Annotated in this window: 23 protein-coding genes; 14 read left to right on the plus strand and 9 right to left on the minus strand. The window is 62.1% G+C overall.

Features of this window, described 5'->3' with window-relative positions; translation table 11 throughout:
* Positions 1-360 precede the first annotated feature (360 nt).
* From CJZ82_RS17615 to CJZ82_RS18210, 5 genes are all read left to right on the plus strand, one after another.
* Entirely contained in the window at positions 361-666 is a 306-nt protein-coding gene (locus tag CJZ82_RS17615; RefSeq protein ID WP_143593503.1) for a hypothetical protein, read from the plus strand.
* Positions 650-778, plus strand: coding sequence for a hypothetical protein (locus CJZ82_RS19300; RefSeq protein WP_255380705.1), 129 nt, complete (start codon positions 650-652; stop codon positions 776-778). Before CJZ82_RS17615 ends, CJZ82_RS19300 begins: the two co-directional genes overlap by 17 nt.
* Before the next feature lie 271 nt (positions 779-1,049).
* Positions 1,050-1,238, plus strand: coding sequence for a hypothetical protein (locus CJZ82_RS01995; protein WP_094554152.1), 189 nt, complete (start codon positions 1,050-1,052; stop codon positions 1,236-1,238).
* A 593-nt stretch (positions 1,239-1,831) separates the two neighbouring features.
* Complete coding sequence (locus CJZ82_RS02000) at positions 1,832-3,148, plus strand: cytochrome P450 (protein ID WP_233129977.1); 1,317 nt, start codon at positions 1,832-1,834, stop codon at positions 3,146-3,148.
* A gap of 41 nt (positions 3,149-3,189) precedes the next feature.
* Entirely contained in the window at positions 3,190-3,342 is a 153-nt protein-coding gene (locus CJZ82_RS18210; RefSeq protein ID WP_158218469.1) for a hypothetical protein, read from the plus strand.
* A gap of 111 nt (positions 3,343-3,453) precedes the next feature.
* Here CJZ82_RS18210 and fetB read toward each other — a convergent pair whose 3' ends face one another.
* The 3 genes from fetB to CJZ82_RS02015 all read right to left on the minus strand — a co-directional run bounded on the left by fetB (position 3,454) and on the right by CJZ82_RS02015 (position 5,323).
* Positions 3,454-4,257 carry an iron export ABC transporter permease subunit FetB gene (gene fetB / locus CJZ82_RS02005; RefSeq protein ID WP_198949621.1) on the minus strand — a complete coding sequence of 268 codons (804 nt, stop codon included), beginning with the start codon at positions 4,255-4,257 and terminating at the stop codon, positions 3,454-3,456.
* Positions 4,254-4,904 (minus strand): ATP-binding cassette domain-containing protein, encoded by a 651-nt coding sequence (locus CJZ82_RS02010; RefSeq protein ID WP_094554154.1) that lies wholly within the window; start codon positions 4,902-4,904, stop codon positions 4,254-4,256. The genes fetB and CJZ82_RS02010 overlap by 4 nt, the downstream gene beginning before the upstream one ends.
* A 77-nt stretch (positions 4,905-4,981) precedes the next feature.
* Entirely contained in the window at positions 4,982-5,323 is a 342-nt protein-coding gene (locus CJZ82_RS02015; protein ID WP_233129978.1) for a 4a-hydroxytetrahydrobiopterin dehydratase, read from the minus strand.
* A gap of 438 nt (positions 5,324-5,761) precedes the next feature.
* Here CJZ82_RS02015 and CJZ82_RS02020 point away from each other — a divergent pair, with 438 nt between their 5' ends.
* Both CJZ82_RS02020 and CJZ82_RS02025 read left to right on the plus strand, forming a co-directional pair.
* Positions 5,762-6,274 (plus strand): DUF305 domain-containing protein, encoded by a 513-nt coding sequence (locus tag CJZ82_RS02020; RefSeq protein WP_255380706.1) that lies wholly within the window; start codon positions 5,762-5,764, stop codon positions 6,272-6,274.
* 56 nt (positions 6,275-6,330) lie between these two features.
* Complete coding sequence (locus CJZ82_RS02025; RefSeq protein ID WP_094554156.1) at positions 6,331-6,576, plus strand: hypothetical protein; 246 nt, start codon at positions 6,331-6,333, stop codon at positions 6,574-6,576.
* On the opposite strand, the gene CJZ82_RS02030 is transcribed toward CJZ82_RS02025, so the two are convergent.
* Both CJZ82_RS02030 and CJZ82_RS17620 read right to left on the minus strand, forming a co-directional pair.
* Positions 6,573-6,890, minus strand: coding sequence for a thioredoxin family protein (locus CJZ82_RS02030; RefSeq protein WP_094554383.1), 318 nt, complete (start codon positions 6,888-6,890; stop codon positions 6,573-6,575). The two genes, CJZ82_RS02025 and CJZ82_RS02030, sit on opposite strands and share 4 nt — an antisense overlap.
* Before the next feature lie 380 nt (positions 6,891-7,270).
* Complete coding sequence (locus CJZ82_RS17620; protein WP_143593504.1) at positions 7,271-7,828, minus strand: hypothetical protein; 558 nt, start codon at positions 7,826-7,828, stop codon at positions 7,271-7,273.
* 160 nt (positions 7,829-7,988) lie between these two features.
* Here CJZ82_RS17620 and CJZ82_RS02040 point away from each other — a divergent pair, with 160 nt between their 5' ends.
* From CJZ82_RS02040 to CJZ82_RS02055, 4 genes are all read left to right on the plus strand, one after another.
* The gene (locus CJZ82_RS02040; RefSeq protein WP_143593505.1) at positions 7,989-8,327 is read left to right on the plus strand and encodes a hypothetical protein; all 339 of its coding nucleotides are present in this window, start codon (positions 7,989-7,991) and stop codon (positions 8,325-8,327) included.
* A gap of 142 nt (positions 8,328-8,469) precedes the next feature.
* Positions 8,470-8,760 carry a hypothetical protein gene (locus tag CJZ82_RS02045; RefSeq protein ID WP_143593506.1) on the plus strand — a complete coding sequence of 97 codons (291 nt, stop codon included), beginning with the start codon at positions 8,470-8,472 and terminating at the stop codon, positions 8,758-8,760.
* Entirely contained in the window at positions 8,757-9,185 is a 429-nt protein-coding gene (locus tag CJZ82_RS02050) for a type II toxin-antitoxin system VapC family toxin (RefSeq protein ID WP_094554160.1), read from the plus strand. The genes CJZ82_RS02045 and CJZ82_RS02050 overlap by 4 nt, the downstream gene beginning before the upstream one ends.
* A 445-nt stretch (positions 9,186-9,630) precedes the next feature.
* Positions 9,631-9,942 carry a hypothetical protein gene (locus CJZ82_RS02055; RefSeq protein ID WP_094554161.1) on the plus strand — a complete coding sequence of 104 codons (312 nt, stop codon included), beginning with the start codon at positions 9,631-9,633 and terminating at the stop codon, positions 9,940-9,942.
* Positions 9,943-10,167: 225 nt separating this feature from the next.
* On the opposite strand, the gene CJZ82_RS02060 is transcribed toward CJZ82_RS02055, so the two are convergent.
* Positions 10,168-10,482, minus strand: coding sequence for a DUF3303 domain-containing protein (locus CJZ82_RS02060; RefSeq protein WP_094554162.1), 315 nt, complete (start codon positions 10,480-10,482; stop codon positions 10,168-10,170).
* 345 nt (positions 10,483-10,827) lie between these two features.
* On the opposite strand from CJZ82_RS02060, the gene CJZ82_RS02065 reads away from it, so the two are divergent.
* Together CJZ82_RS02065 and CJZ82_RS02070 are read left to right on the plus strand one after the other, a co-directional pair.
* The gene (locus tag CJZ82_RS02065) at positions 10,828-11,079 is read left to right on the plus strand and encodes a transposase (protein ID WP_158218470.1); all 252 of its coding nucleotides are present in this window, start codon (positions 10,828-10,830) and stop codon (positions 11,077-11,079) included.
* Complete coding sequence (locus CJZ82_RS02070; protein ID WP_094554164.1) at positions 11,066-11,743, plus strand: transposase; 678 nt, start codon at positions 11,066-11,068, stop codon at positions 11,741-11,743. Before CJZ82_RS02065 ends, CJZ82_RS02070 begins: the two co-directional genes overlap by 14 nt.
* Before the next feature lie 136 nt (positions 11,744-11,879).
* Here CJZ82_RS02070 and CJZ82_RS02075 read toward each other — a convergent pair whose 3' ends face one another.
* Complete coding sequence (locus CJZ82_RS02075; RefSeq protein WP_094554165.1) at positions 11,880-13,136, minus strand: hypothetical protein; 1,257 nt, start codon at positions 13,134-13,136, stop codon at positions 11,880-11,882.
* A gap of 165 nt (positions 13,137-13,301) precedes the next feature.
* Between CJZ82_RS02075 and CJZ82_RS02080 the strand changes: the two genes are divergently transcribed.
* Complete coding sequence (locus tag CJZ82_RS02080) at positions 13,302-13,886, plus strand: hypothetical protein (RefSeq protein WP_094554166.1); 585 nt, start codon at positions 13,302-13,304, stop codon at positions 13,884-13,886.
* 194 nt (positions 13,887-14,080) lie between these two features.
* Here CJZ82_RS02080 and CJZ82_RS18790 read toward each other — a convergent pair whose 3' ends face one another.
* Both CJZ82_RS18790 and CJZ82_RS18795 read right to left on the minus strand, forming a co-directional pair.
* The gene (locus CJZ82_RS18790) at positions 14,081-14,452 is read right to left on the minus strand and encodes an integrase core domain-containing protein (RefSeq protein ID WP_233130005.1); all 372 of its coding nucleotides are present in this window, start codon (positions 14,450-14,452) and stop codon (positions 14,081-14,083) included.
* 21 nt (positions 14,453-14,473) lie between these two features.
* Positions 14,474-15,202, minus strand: coding sequence for an IS3 family transposase (locus CJZ82_RS18795; RefSeq protein WP_233129980.1), 729 nt, complete (start codon positions 15,200-15,202; stop codon positions 14,474-14,476).
* Between the last annotated feature and the right edge of the window lie 316 nt (positions 15,203-15,518).

The raw sequence follows: 15,518 nt of genomic DNA on the forward strand, positions 1-15,518 counted from the left end.
GTGAGCGAACAGTGGGCAAAATCTGCTCAATAACGTCTCATTGATGAGAATGAGACTGGGTTGTTTGGATTGAGCCGTCTTGATCAGAGCTTCCCTAGAAGAATAAGCCCGACTGCGGAGCAAATGCGATCGAATTCTAGGCAGAGTGGTTCAGTACGGAAGGGCGCTCAGTGCAATTCGTGCTGCGACTAACACCCAGCATGGCGATGCCATGGCGCCGGCTGTGCTGGCCTCGGACCAGTGCCTCATTGGCAGCACCGCAGCCTGGCCATTGGGGCGCGAGATGAAACGGCATAGCTCTAGCAGCGGCTGCTGGGCCTCGGCGCTCGGGAAGCATCTGTACGCCAGGGCGTATGCGAAATGCTGGAGATCGTCACCGTACTGGCCGGTGACATCGAAGACGCTGGCGATGATCTGGTGAATGAATTCGGTCGCTACAAGCTCGGCCGTAAGACATATCAGGGTGGCTCTTTTCTTGGCGGCTTGGTTCAAGCGGTGATCCGCTTCATCAGCCGCTGGACCCGCATCAAACAAAGTGAGAGTGGTAGAGCTGCCGCCGATCGTCCTGGACGGCAATGCCACAAGTGCCCGAAGAACTTGTCGGCCGAGGTGGAGCACGTGGTCAGCCCATCAGCGGAGACTGGCGAGCATGGGCCTGATCACTGACACCCTGCGGGCCACCCTCGGGGATCTGGCCCAGTCCGACGCCCGCCTCTACCGGGGTCTGCAGGAGGAACCCGCCGATACGGCTCCGGCTGCCAGGCAGCAGCCCCTCTGATGGACGGCAAGGCCCGTGCCCGCCGGGAGTAGCTGGAGGCTCTCTTCAAGACGGCGCTTTGGAAACTCTGCAAAGAGCACGGCATCAAGGGGCTGAGCAAGAGCACCAAAGGGTCCTGCACATTGGCGGTCAACGGCAAGGCCGGCAGAGCTGCACTGCAGCACCTGGAGCAACGCCTCGATCGACTGGAGCAGCTGGTGGTTCTGATCACTGAGCTGTTGGCGGGATCTATCCTCCCGCCAACCTCAAGCTCCAGCCGCAGTCCCTGACCATGCCCTCAGACCTGGAGAAGCTGGGCCGCTTTCTGCTGCGTGGCCTCCGCATCGGTGCCAGCACGATCTCGATCGTGGAGCTCCTGCGCAGCGATTGGACTGGCGGCATCAGCGCCGGGGTGGCCTGGCTCGTGTTTCTGCAGGTGGAGCGGCGACTGCCGCCGGAACCGACGGACACCCAGAGTTGAGCGCCAGCCTGCAGGCCCTGGGAGTGTTGTCGGGCCTGCCGAGGGTGCAAGTTCCGGAGCCATGAAGCCCTCTTCATGAAGACCAGTTGCCCTCGGTAACGACCGTTGTCGATCGCGCTGCAGCCCTTGCTGGCAGCGGCTGGCCGTCCGATTGTGACTACATCAACAACCGGGAGGCTCCAGAGCATGGAAGACACCCCACCTGAGCATCAGCCAGGAGCGCGCTGACGATCCGGTCCCTGCTCCAACAATCTCGACGGACCACTGACTTCCCCGGCGTGTGACATCGTCGCCGTCCACTGCACCGTTCACGGCCCAGCCTCAGGTGCCCAGGACCAAACGGGAGGTCCCACTTGTCAACTGGCCCCAGGTGCCAGCGTCAGCAGCTCCGCCCCCACAACCAAACTGCTTCAGAGCCCGGTGGCCTCGTCACCGGGCTTTGTCGTGCGGGCTCCAGGCTGCCTGGGGCGATTGAGCGAATCGGCTCGGGTTTGAGCATCGACGGGCCGAGCCTTGCTGTCTCGGTTGGCTGCCAGCCTGGGCACCGTTCCGGCTCTGATTGCTTGCCCCTCGATTCCGCCACCCTTCGGCCAATGCCGTGCACACCAGCCATGGGCGGTGTGCTCGAGACCCTCGCCTTCCTGCGGGATCCTGATTTCGCTCGCTCACGCTTCGAGCGCTTCGGCGATGTCTACGAAACCAGCCTGCTGGGGCAGCGCACCGTCTTCATTCGCGGCGGGCAGGCGATCGGCGACCTGTTCGCTCAGGCTGATGCGGTTCAGGGCTGGTGGCCGGACAGTGTGCGGCAGCTGCTGGGGCCGCTGTCGCTGGCCAACCGCAACGGTGCCGATCACAAAGCCCGCCGTCGGGTGGTGGGCCAGCTGTTCGCCTCCGCGGCCCTTAAGCGGTACAGCCCGGCGATCGTGGCGCTGGTTGAGGCGCTCAACCAGGAGCTGCTTGGCGCGCAAGCGCCCGTCGCCGTGGTGCCAAAGCTGCGGCGCTTTGCCTTCAGCGTGATCGCCAGCACGGTGCTGGGGCTCGATGGTGTCGATCGTGATGCCCTGTTCGAAGACTTCGAAACCTGGTGCCAGGGCCTGTTCTCCCTGCCGTTCGCCCTGCCCGGCAGTCCATTCGCAAGAGCCCGTCAGGCCCGCAAGCGCCTGTTGCTGCGTCTGGGCTCTGTGCTCCAGAAGGCCCAGGCCGCCGCTGCCTCCGGAGCACCCCTCGCCGCCGGCGGACTCGATCTGCTGGCAGGAGGACTGGATGAAGCCGGTCTCCCCCTGGCCGACGACGACGTGGCCGAGCAGCTACTGCTCCTGCTGTTCGCCGGCTACGAAACCACTGCCTCCTCGCTGAGTTGCCTGCTGCTGACCCTTCTTCAGCATCCCGCGGAGTTGGCCTGGCTGCTGGAGGAACTCGACAGCTTGCCCTGGCCACCGCCGGAGGGGGAAGCGGTGAGCGTCTACGACGCCCTGCGCGCCCCACGTCTTGATGCGGTGGTGAAGGAAGTGATGCGGCTGACCCCGCCGGTGGGGGGCTTCTTTCGCCGCACCCGGGAGCCCATCGCCCTGGGCGGTGTGCTGGTGCCTGCCGATCGGGTGGTGCAGGTGAGCATCAGCGCCAGCCATCGCCACGGCGCCGACCCCGATGATCTGGCGGCCTTTCGGCCCCAGCGGCATCTTTACGGAGACGCAACTGTGTTCCTGCTGCCCTATGGAGGAGGTGAGCGGGTCTGCCTGGGCAAGGCGCTGGCGGAGCTGGAAATCCGGCTGCTGGCGGTGGGCTTGCTCAAACAGCTGAGCCTGGAGATGGAGCCGGATCAGGACCTGACGCTCATGGTCATTCCCAGCCCCTCCCCGAAGGATGGCCTGCTGGTGCGCCCACGCCGCAGAGCCACTCCCCACAAGTGATCGGCCATGTGCTCAACGCTCTGAAACCCATCTGACTCCCCGTGGCCCAGCTGCTGCTTACGGTGCAGGAACACTGGGATGATCGAATGCCTCGCTGGCTCCAACGCCTTTCCCAGCGCCCCTCACTGCTGTGGAACACCGGCATCGGGCTGATCATCTGCCTGTCGCTGCTGCGCTGGCTGCTGAAGCGCTGAGGCGTTCAGGGAATGAAAAGTTCCTTGTAGCCGCCGCTTGTCGGAGCTGACCCAGCCTGAATGGGTTCCAGAAGATCATCGGCGCCAGGTTCATCACCCCGACCACCTCGTTCAGCCGATCAAGCGATCGAGCCGCAACTGATGGTCGGCGCTGGTGAGCCGTCTGTAGGCCAGGCCAACGACGCCGAACACGCCCAGCGCCGTCGCCGAAGCGATCATGAACAGGATCACGATCTGGTAGCGAACAGCCGCATCTGGCGCCGCCCCCTGGAGGATCTGGCCGGTCATCATCCCCGGCAGGCTCACCAGCCCCATCACCATCATCGAGTTGATCGTCGGGATCATTGCCACGCGGATGGCGTCACGCACCACCTCCTGGCAGGCCTCCCAGCGGGTCGCCCCCAGGGCCAGGGCTGTTTCCACCCGATCGCGCCAGCTGCGCAACCCCTCCATGAAGCGATCGAGCCCCAGGGAGATGCCGTTCAGCGTGTTGCCCAGCACCATCCCCAGCAGGGGGATCAGATACTGGGGGTCATACCAGGGCTGGGGCTGGATCAGCCCCGTCACCGCCAGGCCCGTGACCAGCGCCGAGGAGGCCATCACAGAGAGCAGGCTGTTGAGGTAAATGCCGGCGAAGCGGCGCCGGGTGCGCTGGACGGCTGAGACCCCCGCAATCATGGCCATGGCCGCACCCACCAGCACGATCAGCGGCGCATGGTCCTGGCGGAACAGCCACTCGAGCACGAAGCCCACCAGCAGCAGCTGCACCACCATGCGCACTGAAGCCACCAGCAGACTGCGCGTCAGGCCCAGGCGCAGCGCCGCCGAAAGCCCCACGTTCACCAGGATCAGCAGGGCGGAAAGCGCCAGGCGGCCATCGCTGATCGTCAGGGCTCCAGAGGTCACGGGCGTCATGGGCGGAGCTCCAGGGTGCGGGTGGCGAAGCGTTGGATCTGCTCGCTGTCGTGGCTGGTGAACACGCAGGCGCGCTGGCCCGCGGCGAGCCACTCGATCAGCAGAGCCTCAAGCGCAGCGGTGGTGGCCCCATCGAGGGAGGCCGTCGGTTCATCCAGCAGCAGTACGCTCGGATCGAACTGCAGGGCCCGCAGCAGCGCCAACAACTGCAGCTCGCCGCCGGAGAGCCGCTCGGCGTCGTAGGCCAGGAACGAGGGATCGCGCCCCAGGGCCTGCAACCAGCCCGTGATCCGCTCATAACGCCAGCCACCACGCCCCCGCAGCTCCTGGAACTCCCAGGGCGAGCGCAGGTTCGCCTCCACTGTCCCCCCATGGGCGATGGGCCGCTGGGCGAGATACAACACCATCGAGCGCCAGCGGGGCAGACCCCAGGAGGCCGGCGGGCGCCCCTGCAGGCTGATCGTGCCGGCCTGCAGGGGATCGAGCAGGGCCAGGGCTCGCATTAACAAGGTCTTGCCCGCCCCCGAGGGTGCCACCAGCCCGATGCGATCACCGGCGGCCAGCACCAGATTCAGCTGACTCCAGAGGAGTCGATCCCCCAACTGACGCTTGAGCCCCTCGGCGCGCAGGAGCAGGAGGCGGTCCAAGGCGGGCTACAAGGCAGGACTCAGTTTGATCCCAGCCGCCATGGTCAACGCCAGACGTGTCATACCGTGCTGCCCCATCAGGGGTTGATGGCGTCGAACTTGGCGGCCAGGACGGCATCGGCTCGCGTCAGGCCATCGGCTTTGTGGGTGTAGATGTCAATCTCCACGTAGCCCCAACCCACGCGAAAGTCGCCGTGGTGGCCCTGGTCTTCACAGATGGCGCCGGCCTGATTCAGCCAGGCCAATGCCGCACTGAAGTCGGGGAAGCTGATGCGCCTGTGGAGGTGGTGGCCTTCAAGGACCTCCCAATCCGGCAGTTCAGCCTGCAAGGAGGCCAGTTCATCCGCCTCAAGGGTGGGGCCACCATCTCGGCAAGGCACACAGATTTCGTCGCGTAGGGCCATTTGGTTGACATTCAACAGGGCTGCTTTCATCGTGCCTCACGACTGGTGCGGCGGCACAGGTGATAACCCCACCCACTTGAAGAGATCCCAGGCGTCGAGCTCGACGGGACAGGATTCTCAGCCTGCTGTGAATAGAAATTGCTCTCGCTAATTCTATGTCCTATTCTCTAATCGCCTGCAGGTGGATATCCGGTCACTACATCTTGTAAAGCAACACGACTGCTGGCCGGGGGCGCGGCAACGCTTGAGGGATGAACGGTCGTCAATCAGGAGAAGACCATGCCCTCCTTCATTCGCGGCTCCCTCCGCAGGCTTGGTCCCACAGCGCTGCGGCTCGCGGGCGCAGGGCTTGCCCTGACCGTGCTGTCCGGAGCGATGCCGGTGGCTCGGACTCAGACATCAGAACCCTCTGTGCGGCAAGCGCAGGTCGTTGCACCTCACTGGAGTGCTCGGATGGGTCCGAGTGATCAGCGTTTCATCGAGATGATGGTTCCCCATCACGATGGAGCCATCGCGATGGCCGATCTGGCCCTGACCCGCGCCCGCCGACCAGAGATCAAAGAGCTGGCCCGCAGCATCAAGGTCAGCCAGACCCGAGAAAATGAGCAGATGCGGCGCTGGTATAGGCAGTGGTTCAACGCCGATCTCCCCAAGTGGGAACCAGGGATTGGCTGGGGCTGGCACCGCGGCGGGATGATGGGAGGAATGGGCATGCCAGGCAGTGCTGGCAGAGGCAGAGGGCCTTGGATGGGCACCAACCTCGCGGCTCTCAAGCAGGCATCCGACTTCGATCGGGTGTTCATCGAGCAGATGATTCCCCATCACCAGATGGGCGTGATGATGGCGACCATGGAGCTCAACAGTAGCCAGCGCCCTGAAATGCGCAAGCTCGCTGAAGACATGGTGCGCGTGCAAAGTGATGAGATCAATAAGATGCAGCGCTGGTACCGTAACTGGTATTCCTGAAACGTCAGGCCTGAGTCTTCTGTTGGCAATCAATCCTGTTCAGCGGGCTGGATATCATGACATCAACAAGCGGCTACGCATTTCGCTGCACTCTCGCCTACGGAGATATCTATGGGCAGATTCTTGTGTGGTTGCTGGTCATCTTCCTGAGCCTTGCTGCAGGCATGGCGCTAATGGGCGCCACCCATCCCGTGGCTGGCATCGCGGTGATCGGGCTGATTTTCGTGCTGTCGCTGCCGTTTCTGATGTTTGCCTTCGTGACCACCTTGTTCAGTCATGTCGCTCTTGACGAGCAGTCTTAGTTGCTGGCGGATTCGCGCAGCAGCTCCTGCAGGCGTGCCTGAAATCTGTCCTCAGGCATGCCGCCGGCGATTTCGCCATGAATGCTGAAATCCCCCTCAGGGCTTTCCACCAACAGATAGGTGGGTAGCCCCAGGTTTTGCTTGAGGGGATAGTGATGCAGCAATATCTTGCGGTATCGCCCGTAGATCAGTGGATTCTTCATGTCGACATCCACAAAAGCCAATCCCAGCTCCTCGGCCACTTTGGCGTCAAAAGCAGCCATCCTCTGGCAGATTGAACAGTCATGGGTGCTGTACTTCAGCAGGGTGAGCATGCCCATCGCCATCGGCTCTCTCAGGCCTCTAGTATAACTGTGGTTCACCACCTCGGCTGCTCATGCCTGCAACTGAGAGTGTCGCTGCAGGGGGCACCAGTGGTTGCGTTCATTCGACCTCTGCCAGGCGATCATGCCGGACTATCCCGCCAGAATGGTTTTGATGGAGTCAATGAACGAGCGGGAAGGGGCGACGGCTATCGGTTGAGGCAGAAGCGCAGGCCCGCCGGTGAGTAGCTCAGCTGAAACGGCTGACTGCGGACCAAGTGCCTCGGGCAACAGCACGCTACCTCGAGAGCCTTTGCCGTTCAAGGCAATGAGAATGGCGGCGGCTCAATCTATGGTCGCTTGATTGACTATGCGAGTCGAATGTCGGCCAATCATTCTGCGGCGGCCCCCAGGAAGATTGAAGATACCTGGCCATCCTTAAGAGAAAAGATAAGCCCGCCGTACACTGATCCGACGACTAACGACTGAGGGTAATCACTCTCTGGTAAATTGATCTCAGCCTTGTAAGCGCTCATCACGGTCTGAGCATCAGTTCCAACGCCAACTCCTCTCTTCGTTTTAAATTTGCAAGGGCCGCTGGCTTTGATCGTGGCAATTCTTTGCTCGTCAGCTTCGGTCACCATGTCGAAAAGAAGGCCCGCCTTATTGTAAGCCCATTGCTGATGTTCTTGGGCGTCCGCTGGCCAAACTCTCTTTGGCGATTTGGTCTCAGGACTTCCAAGAAGTGCGACGGTTTCGCTGGAAGACAATCCGATTCGTAGAGGGCCTAAGCTTTCTGTTTTCAGCAAATCCCAGCCAATAGCAGAAAAGTCTGTTCCCGCCCCGCTTACATCTTGAGCGCTCGTAGCAGGTCGTAATTGCGTGATATTGGGAGGTTCTGCTTTGCTCTCATTGTTGATGAGGCACAGGGTCAAAAGTGCAATGCACATGATGCTGCATCTTGAGTTCCTCATCAGTGGTCTCGTCATCTTGGTCCGATATTGATGCAAAGCGACCAGCAGTTTCCCTTGATTCAGGCCACCACAGCCAACTTAGCCGCTTCGGCTCCGGTTTCAGGTGGTGAAGTCAGATCTCTGCAACCTGATGACCTTGTGCACAGTCAAGGGCGTGGATGAGCAGATCCCCGCCACGCACAACGCCTACCCGTTGATGTGCAAGTCACTGGAGCAGATGGTGCTGTGCGGGGAACTGCGGTGTCCACGGGAGATCAGTGCCGTGGAGAAGACCCTCATTCTCTCGCGCCTGCTCGGCGTCAACTACTTAGGCGGCGAGTCAACGCCCTGGGCCCAGAGGGTGCGCACCTGCCGGCAACTCGCGCAATGTCAGCAAGCGCTCTGGACCTTTCTGGAGAAACCAGGGATCGAGCCCACCAGCAACGCTGCAGAGCGAGCGGGTGGGGCTCTACCGCCCCGCCGGTTGCTGGACTGAGGCTTGGGTCTTCCTGGTGGAGCCCGTCAAGCCGCCCTGATCCAAGGCCGGGCCCGCAGCCATCACGACTGGATCCAGAGCCTGGCCGACGACCCCCAGGCAATCCCTTGTATTATTAATGTATTGCACATGGAGCGAATCGGTGAGGACGATTTCCGTGCGCCTGGATGACGGCAGCGAGGTCAGGCTCGAAAGCCTTTGCCAGGCCCTCGGCCTCAGCCAGACCGAAGTGGTGAAGGCCGGCCTTGAGCTGCTGCAGCGGCAATCCGCCAGCCCCGCGGCCCTGGCGGAGCGCCTTGGCCTGATCGGCTGCTTCTCCAGTGGCGCCCCGGGCAGCGCCAGCAGCAGCCGGGGACGGGACCATTCGGCTCAACTCCGCCAGAAGCTGAGCGGGCAGCACAAGCGGCAACAGCTGAGCGAACCGGACGCGTGAGCCGCTCCAGCTTTCGCGGTGCCACCCTCGTCGATACGGGCCCTCTGGTCGCCTGGTTCGATCGCAGTGATCAGGACCACGAGGCCTGTGCCGCTTTTTTCCTGGAGCACAGCGGGGCCTTGGTTTCCACCTGGCCGGTTCTCACCGAGGTCTGCCATCTGATCCCAGCGGATGTGGCACCTCGCCTGCTCGGTTGGGTCTCGCTCGGGGGCCTGAGCGTTTTGGAACTGAGTGGGTCTGCCCTGGAGTTGATGGCCCGCTGGATGCGGCAGTACGGCGATCTGCCGATGGATCTGGCCGATGCCTCATTGCTCTGGCTGGCCCATGAGCATGGGCTGCGCCGAATCGCCACGCTTGATCGACGCGATTTCGGCGTCTATCGACTGCCCGGTGGAGACAGTCTCGAAAACCTGCTGGTGACGTGAGACGCCATCGAAGAGAGAGATCAGGTGACGGATAACCTGTGAAGAGGGCGCAGCAACACGGTCCGTGTGATCGACGCCATTTTCTAAGATTGGGGCTGTCCTTTAATCAGCTTGAACCCCTACGCAAGGAACCCCACGCTGCTGCAGATCACCAGGGGATGGGGGTTGTACATGTCAGCTGTGGTGAAGCCGTGCGAGGGAGCGTCGAAGTCGACGCTGGGGACTTCGATCTTGTTGAGCTGTGGCCCCAGGTAGTGGCGTCGTGACTGAGGCCCTGGTCCTTCATAGGCCGATCAGTGGAACTGCAGCGGGAATAGGGCCAGAGCGCCTCGGGTCTGCACTTGGCACGAGTCATGCCGCCTTGCATTGACTGTCGATTCATGACGCAGGGCCGATCCGAGCTTCACCGGCATCAGCCTGGAAGGGATCAACCTGGAGAACCGTCATGCGTCAGCTGATGAAGGTGCGTTTCGACAATGCCGCCGCCAATGTGGCACTGGCCGATCCTCAATTCGGTGAAAAGATGCAACGACTGCTGACGGACATCCATGCCGAAGCGGCTTATTTCACGGCCGTTGATGGTCAGCGGGGTGCCTATATCGTCCTTGATCTGGAGAGTGCAGCGCAGATTCCTGCGGTCGCTGAACCCTTCTTTCATTGGCTCAAGGCGGAGCTCTCCTTTGAACCGGTGATGATCCCTGCTGACCTCGCCCAGGCAGGGCCCGCCATCGCAGAGGCCGCCAGGGCCTGGGGGTAGCCCCAGGAGGCGCCAAAGCTCTTGGCAGACAAGCAGCATCCTGATCCTTTGACGAGCCGAGCGTCGTTCCTCAGGATCCGTGCGGAGCTCCAGGACAACGACAGGTTCATCACGCCGGAGCAGTGGGCACTGGCCAGCGACTGAACGCAAAATGGGGGCTTCCAGGTGCGATCTGAGTCGTGGGCACCATCCTCACACAAGTCGTCTCATCCGGCAGCAGGTTGGTTACCCTGCCGGGAGCGAATCACGCCAGTGGATCGCCTCAAGCTCCACCCTTACCGCCTCCTCCACGGGAATCACCGGGCGAGCCTGGAACTCGAAAGCTGGAAAGGTGGAGCAGAGCTTGTGGACCGTCAACGGGTCATCGCAATCCACCAGCAGATGGCCGCCCCATTCACCAACGCGAACCACGAAGAGCTCGATCCGAAGATTGGCGGGTGCCTTCCACTGACCAAATACCTCAAGGATCCGCTTCTGGGCTTGCTCGTACTCCGCTGAAGAACCCTGCGGGCGCTCGAACCAACTGATCATGTATTTCATGGCAGCAACATTGCCTCAGAACATCATCCGTATGAACGTTAGATCGGCCCTGAAGGCGTGATCACCGCAAGGCACGAACGGACACATGCAGCCCTCCGGGCTCAATGAACGTCGAACCGCTCACAGCCCTGCTTGATCGTCTCGAGTGCAGGACCGGGGCGTTGGGCCCGAAGCGCTCCAACGGCACATCAGGAGCGAAGGTAGCCTGCTCTGCTTGCTGCCCTCTGAACCGTCATGCTGGGCATTAACAACGGCCCCAGCAGAACCTGACGCCAGCCAGTTGGGCACGTTCTTCGATTGGGATGCCCGGCTTGCCCTCTGTCAGCCCCTTGCCAGCTGAACCTGGTGGGACTGCTTAGCAGCGCCTTCCCCTTGAGTTTCGGCAGAACCCAGGCGCTGCTGGATGTGGAAATCAGCCGGGGTGCCATCGCCACCATTTTCGAGCGGCTGAGCGCTTGCCTGCAACACTCTGCGGCGGAGGCGCTGGAGCTGGCCCGGCAGCAGCCGGTGGCCTACATGGATGAAACCGGTGCTCCCACGGGCACTGCGGATGGGGCAATCCTGATGGCCGGCGCGGCTGGCAATGGGGCATGGTGACGCCGGTGGTGACGGTGTTCCTGCAGGGCCTGAGCCGCTCGGCCATGCCTTTGCCGGGATTGTGGTGAGTGATCGCTTCGCGGCCTACAACCATCTGCCCATTGATCAAAGGCAGCTGTGCTGGGCGCACCTGATCCGTGACCTCACCGTCATTGAGCAGCGGCCTGGCGGCAGCGGTGAGATCGGCATGGCGCTGCTGGCGTTGCAGCGGCAGCTGTTTGAGCAATGGAATGACAGGAATGTTGGCCAGAACAACCACCAGCAGCTACAGGACAGCTGCCTGCCGATCCGGCTGGCGTTCGAGGCCACGCTGCAGCGGGTGGTGGATCTGGGCTGTGAGCGGGGTGAGCGAACGCCCTGGGCCCAGACGGTGAGCACCTGCCGGCAACTCGCGCAATGTCAGCTAGCGCTTTGGACCTTTCTGGAGAAACCAGAGATCGAGCCCACCAATAACGCCGCCGAGCGAGCACTGCGCCAGCCGGTGATTCACCGCAAGATCAGTCATGCCGTCCAGTCCGCCAGCGGTGCTACCTGCCGAAGCCGCCTGCTCACGGTCACGGCCACCCTCAGGCAGCAGGGCAGAGATGTCTGGAGCTTCCTGGAGCAGGCCTGGATCGCCCAGCGCCTCGGTGGCGTGATGCCATCGCTGGTGCCAGATCGCTGAGACGACAGTCACAAAAGCCAGCAACCGATTGCCCCTTTCCAAGGAGCAATCGGGCTCTCATTGGCGCGATGGGCTGTCCCGACCCCTGAACGCACACCATGGTTTTCAGCCTTCGGTAACCGGGTGCCTACATGTCTTACCTTTTCGAGCCAGACGGGCCAGCCTGAGAACCACGAACGGAGCTGCCGTTGGCCGGCAGCGGGTGCGCATTCCCCGGGAAAATCACCACCTTCTGCTCGGCCGGAAGGAAGCGACGGGGCAGGCTCGGCCCCGAACCAGGCCCTTTCCTACGAGCCTGCTCATAGGCCTTCAGAACGGCCGCATCCGGCTCCGCAGCTGAGGTGGAGAGGAACACATCGGCGCAGGATCGTGGATCGATCCCGGCAGCGGCCATCAGCCGCACCGCTTCGGCCTGGGCTTGTTTTCGCTGCTCCTCGATCACCTCATCCCGTTCCTGAGCGGCGACGCCGAACCACCCGTCGATATGCCCCCAGGCCTTACTGAAGATTGTTTCGGTACCAAAATAATAAGGATTACCTTCCGGCAGGCTGCGCAGCTCCATCAATGCAGTCACCACTGCTGGTGCATGCTGTTGCAGCACCTGCCAGTGGGGGGACTCGGCCAGACGGGCATTGATCCAGCGGCCCAGGTTCCTGCCTGGGATTCTCGTTGCAGTACCAACCGCCGTGTGTAAGGGCATGGAGATCATCAGTATTCCTGTGATCACTTTTTCCAGGTTCGATGGGCGAGGGTTTGCCACACCCGCCACCAAGCTGATCCGCTCCGCCAGCTGGGTATGGATGCGATCGAAACTCTCCTGCTGTTGCTGCGGCTGGCCCAGCTGAACGGCGGCGAATTCCTGGGCGATCCTGCAGGTGGCTTCGGGCGGGAGAACGGGCCCTGCCTCTCTTCCGTGCCGCGTTGCAGGCGTGGAAGCCTGCCAGATCAATTCCAGGCGTTTGGCATTGAGCAGGATCGTGTGCCCCTCGATGGCGGCCGAGGGTCGTTCAGGATCGCTTGCCGGGTCGGCCTGACGCTGCAACGACACCACGAAGGGCACGAAGAACCCCTGCCGAAGTCGTGGCGGCAGCTCAAAGCCGCTCAGACAGATGCCCGACTCTGATGGTGGCTGCGTTGTGGCGGCCGCCTGGGTGCGGGCCACTGGATCGACCGCCTGCGGCGGGCAGACCTCGCCGCGGAACGGTCGCACGACGAGGGTGATCGGGGCCTTGATCGAAGCCGGTGCCATCAGCCGATCCAGCACCCGGTAGGCCGCAAGCAGTTCCGGGGCAGGATCGGTCGCAGCAGGGGGTACAGCGAAGCTGGGCAGCGAGCCAAGTGAGAGCAACCAGAGGGAGGCCACCTCCCTGAGTTGCCGTTGCCATGGTTCCATCGACCCCTCTCTTCCTCCTATTCTCGATCGCGTGCAACGGCTGCTGTTGTTGCCGTGGGCTTCGTTGTACCCCCGCCGCGTGTGTGGATCCCGATAATCGGACACACCCGTCCACGAGCCCCTTGTGGCATGGGTTCCTCTGCCTTACAGCCGGCGATGTCTGGCATGCTGAGCGGCAGCGGGGATGGGGATTCCATGGGCAGATTCCTTTCCCTTGTTCCGTTCACACTTTTCCTGCCCGCCTTTCTGGCTTCCCTCGGCTTCGGAGTGGCGGTACCTGGCCAGCCCACCTCAGCGCCGGGTCCGCGAACCACTGGGCAGCTTCAACGCTGGGACGGCGCCGGCCCCGCTCCTGCAGCAGCTCCCGATCCCAGGATCGAGCGGTACAAGGTCCAACTACTTTCCTGGAGCAGTCTGCCTTTTGAATCCTGGATCGTGTTCGACGTGATCGCAGGCACCACGACCATCCTGATGAAACATGCAACCACAAACACCGCGAAGTGGTGGGATCACCCCATCCTTTCAAGTAATGCCTGTCGGATCATCAAGGCCGACGGAGGCGACCGGCTGGTGGACTGTCTCCGGGGCGCCAGCGCCGGCCCTGCAAAACAGCTGCGGATCGTTCTGCCGGAAGGCGCTTCCCTTCATGACTACCTGTTCACCTTCACGTGGCAGGAAAGTGGCAGGGTCCACGAAGGGGTGACCCGCATCGATCGCACGATCAAACCCACACTGATCCGGTCACGGTGATGCCGCCGAGGCGTCAGCTCGCCAGCGAGGAGACAAGCAGCCAGGGCCCGAGGCATCGTCGCAGCCGATCAGTTCCAGCACCCACCCAGCCTCCAGTCATTTTAGCTAAAGAGGCTCTGATCAAGACTGCTTAAACCCCCTGGTTTCAGGAAAGAGGTCACCCCTTTCATCGGTACACCTGAGGTGGGTGCCTTTTATTGGACAGATACGACCTCTGACATCGTTAACCCCGGACGGGAGGAACAGGGTTCGGTCTCAGTGTAGATCTCTTGAGGAGTTTTGCCTCCCAGTGCACTGTGGGGGCTTACATGGCAATACCTCCATAGGAAGTGGGCCAGGCTGACTTCCGCCTCCCAGCCATCGCTGTAGGCACGCAGGTACACCTCCTCGTACTTGACGGTGCGCCATAGCCTCTCCACCAAGATGTTGTCGTAGCAGCGTCTACGGCCCGACCAGCTGATCTCAATCTCTTCTTCCTTGAGCCTGCCCACGAAGGCTGTAGAGGTGAACTGACAGCCCTGATCGGAGTGGAAGATCTCTGGCTTGCGGTCATTGCCCAACGCCATGTCCAAGGCGTCCAGGCAGAATTACGTTTCAAGGCTGTTGGAGAGTCTCCAACTGAGCACATGCCTGGAGAAGAGATCAACCACCGCCACCAGGTACAAAAAGCCCTTCTGCAGCGGGATGTACGTGATGTCGGTTGCCCACACCTGATCTACTGACGTGATCTGATTGAGGTCCACCAGGCAGGGGAATCTCTCAGCTGGCTCGCCTGGCACCGTGGTGCGTGGCTTTTGGTAGATCGCCCGTAAACCCATGCGCCGCATGAGGTTTCGTACGCGGTCGCGGCTGATCGGGATTCCTTCTCTGGCCAGGTAGTCCACCATTCGACGACTGCCGCTGCAGGGATCCTCCAGATAGAGCGCATCGATCCTGGCCATGATCCGCAGCGTCGATTCGCGCACTGGAGTGGGCCGGTAGTAGAGCGTGGATGGAGGCAGGCCCAGCAGCTCGCATTGACGGCTGACCGTGAGCTCAGAGTGGTCGTGATCGACCAGGTTCCGCAGTTCACCGGGCATCAGAGCAGTTGAGACTTTTTTCAGCCACTCCAGCTCCATCTGAAGCTTGCCGATCTGCTGGAACAGCTCAGCTTCCTTGGCCTGGGTTTCGTCCTTAGCCTGCGTCTTCTTCCCTCGCGTGAACAGCTCGTTGGCTCCTTCCAGCAACTGCTTCTTCCACTGGCTCACCTGGATCGGGTGGACCGCATGGGCAGCGGCGATCTCCTGAAGCGTTCTGCGACCTGAAATCGCCTCCATGGCGACCTACCGCAAGCGGAAGCCTTCGGCTAGGGCCTTGAACTCGGGGCTGTGCGTGCGGCGTTTGCTCATGGGTGGGAGCCCCTTGTCAGGGGCGGTGCCCCGCCTCACAGGTTAACGATGGGGTCTGTCCAGAAAAACCAGACCACCTCATCCACTTCCATTTCGCGCCCACCTACGCCTCCTGTCGCAACCAGCTGGAGCGTTGGTTTGGGGTCATCACCCAGCGGGCCATCCGGCGGGGCAGCTTCTTCAGCGTCCTAGGAGCAGGCTTCCGCGCAGCGGTGGGAGTTGATTGCCAGGATCGATCAGTTCG

Source organism: Synechococcus sp. 1G10, from assembly GCF_002252625.1.
In the GTDB taxonomy this organism is placed as follows: domain Bacteria; phylum Cyanobacteriota; class Cyanobacteriia; order PCC-6307; family Cyanobiaceae; genus Regnicoccus_A.

Bases quoted from the DNA above. Each gene is read 5' to 3' on its own strand.
- CJZ82_RS17615 (WP_143593503.1), top strand. From the start codon at position 361: ATGCTGGAGATCGTCACCGTACTGGCCGGTGACATCGAAGACGCTGGC.
- CJZ82_RS19300 (WP_255380705.1), top strand. From the start codon at position 650: ATGGGCCTGATCACTGACACCCTGCGGGCCACCCTCGGGGATCTGGCC.
- CJZ82_RS01995 (WP_094554152.1), top strand. From the start codon at position 1,050: ATGCCCTCAGACCTGGAGAAGCTGGGCCGCTTTCTGCTGCGTGGCCTC.
- CJZ82_RS02000 (WP_233129977.1), top strand. From the start codon at position 1,832: ATGCCGTGCACACCAGCCATGGGCGGTGTGCTCGAGACCCTCGCCTTC.
- fetB (WP_198949621.1), bottom strand. From the start codon at position 4,257: ATGACGCCCGTGACCTCTGGAGCCCTGACGATCAGCGATGGCCGCCTG.
- CJZ82_RS02020 (WP_255380706.1), top strand. From the start codon at position 5,762: ATGGGTCCGAGTGATCAGCGTTTCATCGAGATGATGGTTCCCCATCAC.
- CJZ82_RS02025 (WP_094554156.1), top strand. From the start codon at position 6,331: ATGACATCAACAAGCGGCTACGCATTTCGCTGCACTCTCGCCTACGGA.
- CJZ82_RS02030 (WP_094554383.1), bottom strand. From the start codon at position 6,890: ATGCTCACCCTGCTGAAGTACAGCACCCATGACTGTTCAATCTGCCAG.
- CJZ82_RS17620 (WP_143593504.1), bottom strand. From the start codon at position 7,828: ATGTGCATTGCACTTTTGACCCTGTGCCTCATCAACAATGAGAGCAAA.
- CJZ82_RS02055 (WP_094554161.1), top strand. From the start codon at position 9,631: ATGCGTCAGCTGATGAAGGTGCGTTTCGACAATGCCGCCGCCAATGTG.
- CJZ82_RS02060 (WP_094554162.1), bottom strand. From the start codon at position 10,482: ATGAAATACATGATCAGTTGGTTCGAGCGCCCGCAGGGTTCTTCAGCG.
- CJZ82_RS02070 (WP_094554164.1), top strand. From the start codon at position 11,066: ATGGGGCATGGTGACGCCGGTGGTGACGGTGTTCCTGCAGGGCCTGAG.
- CJZ82_RS02075 (WP_094554165.1), bottom strand. From the start codon at position 13,136: ATGGAACCATGGCAACGGCAACTCAGGGAGGTGGCCTCCCTCTGGTTG.
- CJZ82_RS02080 (WP_094554166.1), top strand. From the start codon at position 13,302: ATGCTGAGCGGCAGCGGGGATGGGGATTCCATGGGCAGATTCCTTTCC.
- CJZ82_RS18790 (WP_233130005.1), bottom strand. From the start codon at position 14,452: ATGGCGTTGGGCAATGACCGCAAGCCAGAGATCTTCCACTCCGATCAG.
- CJZ82_RS18795 (WP_233129980.1), bottom strand. From the start codon at position 15,202: ATGGAGGCGATTTCAGGTCGCAGAACGCTTCAGGAGATCGCCGCTGCC.